We start from the raw sequence: 1,982 nt of genomic DNA, 5'->3' as shown, positions 1-1,982 counted from the left end.
TCATCGGCAGCGACAGAAGTGTATAAGAGACAGGCCCGGGCGTCCGCGGCCGATGTCGCCCACACCCTGCACGCCGGCCGCGGCACGATGGGGCAGGGCCGTGCGGCCGGCGTGCAGGGTGTGGGCGACATCGGCCACCGCCGGAGCGGGGGCGCCGGCGGGGATGCCGTCGGTCGCCGGGCCCACCACCCCGGCGAGGCCGGTCAGCAGACCGGCGAGGGCATCGTCCCGGTGGGCGGAGACCAGCGCCAGTTGCGGCCGGGGATCGGGGGTCGGCTCCGGGCGCTCCGGCGCGGCGCCGAGCACCACGTGGCAGTTGGTGCCGCCGATACCGAAGGAGCTGACGCCCGCGTACCGCTCGCCCTCCCACGCTCTCGCCCGCCCGGGGACCCGGAACGGCGAGTCCTCCAGTTCCAGGTCGGGGTTGAGGGGAAAGGCGTCGAGGGCGGGCGGCAGCACACCGTGGTGCACCGCCAGCACGGCCCGGGCGAAACCGGCGATCCCGGCCGCCGAGTTGGCGTGGCCGATGTTCGCCTTGACCGAGCCGAGGGCACACCGGGCCGGGCCGCCGGTGCCGAACACCCGGCGCAGGGCGGCCACCTCCACCACGTCCCCCAGGCGGGTCGCGGTGCCGTGCGCCTCCAGGTAGCCGATCATCCCGGGTTCGAGCCCGGCGACCTCGAGTGCCTCGGAGATCACCCGGGCCTGACCGCGCGGCGACGGCGCGGTGAAACCCGTCCGATCGGCGCCGTCGTTGCCGATCGCCGAGCCGTGGATCACGGCCAGGATCGGGTCGCCGTCGGCGAGGGCGTCCTCCAGCCGGCGCAGCACGGCGACGCCCACGCCCTGGGTGTGCACGATGCCGGTGCCCTCGGCGGAGAACGTCCGCACGTGCCCGTCCGCCGAGAAGATGCCGTCGGGCACGTGCAGGTAACCGCGTCCCTGCGGGACGATCAGCGAGGAACCCCCCGCCAGGGCGGTGTCGCACTCCTGCGCCAGCAGGGACTGGACCGCCAGGTGCACGGCCACCAGCGAGGTGGAGCAGGTCGTGCCGACGCAGACGGCCGGGCCGGTCAGCCCCAGGCGGTGCGCCACGTGCAGCGGCAGGTAGTCGGCCACGCCGGCCATCGCGGCCTGGAGGCTGCCGACCGGGTCCCGGTCCGCGGCGGCGTACCGGTCGCCCAAATTGCGGGTGAGGTAGTCGCTGTGGGAAGCACCCGCGAAGACGCCCACGGCGCCCGCGCCGGCCCCCCGGGCGTGCCCGGCGTCCTCCAGTGCGCGCGAGCACGCCTCCAGGAAGAGCCGCTGCTGCGGGTCCATCAACGCCGCCTCGGCGTCGGTCAGGCCGAAGGGCTCCGGATCGAAGAGGTCCTGTCCCTCGATGAGTCCGCTCACCGGCACCCGGGAGGGGTTCCCCGACGCGCCGCCGCCCGCCGGTTCCACCGCGTCCTCGTGGCGGGTCAGGCCGCTGCGCGCGGAGACGATCAGGTCCCACAGGGCGGCGGTGTCGGGGGCGCCGGGGAAGCGGCAGTCCAGTGCGGTGACGGCGATCAGGCCCTCGGGGCCCGCGTCGTCGCCGGCGGGTTCCCCCGGCGGCGGGCCGGGAAACGGGGCGGGTGCCGTCATCGTGCGGTCTCCTCGGCTCGGGCGCGGGCGGCGGCCCGGTCCCCGCGACGCGGGGCGGAACGGCGGACGGGTGGGACGCCACGGTCGGCAGCGGTCGGTGCCGCGCCGGGAGCGGAGCGGGTCAGGGCGGTGATGTGCTCGGCCAGTGACCCGACCGTCGGGTGGCGGAAGACGTCCGCCAGGGCGAGGCCGGGGGCGATGGACTCGCGCAGTCGGCGGTGGGCCAGGACGAGGGTCAGGGAGGTGGCACCCAGGGACGCGGGACTCGCCTCCGCGGTGACCGGCCGTTCGGTGAGGTCGGCCAGGACGGCGACGACCGAGGCCAGGATCCCGGCGTCGATCCCCCGTGCCGGGGG

Annotated in this window: 2 protein-coding genes; both read right to left on the bottom strand. The window is 76.2% G+C overall.

The annotated features are described in order from the left end of the window. Entirely contained in the window at positions 1 to 1,626 is a 1,626-nt protein-coding gene (locus FNQ90_RS21200) for a beta-ketoacyl [acyl carrier protein] synthase domain-containing protein (RefSeq protein WP_182607818.1), read from the bottom strand. Then, positions 1,623 to 1,982: acyl carrier protein (locus tag FNQ90_RS21195; RefSeq protein ID WP_182607817.1), on the bottom strand; the 360-nt coding region annotated here is incomplete at its 5' end. The genes FNQ90_RS21200 and FNQ90_RS21195, both read right to left, overlap by 4 nt.

The organism is Streptomyces alkaliphilus (genome assembly GCF_014141535.1).
In the GTDB taxonomy this organism is placed as follows: Bacteria; Actinomycetota; Actinomycetes; order Streptomycetales; family Streptomycetaceae; genus Streptomyces; species Streptomyces alkaliphilus.
This window is presented reverse-complemented; position numbering and strand designations above follow the sequence as displayed.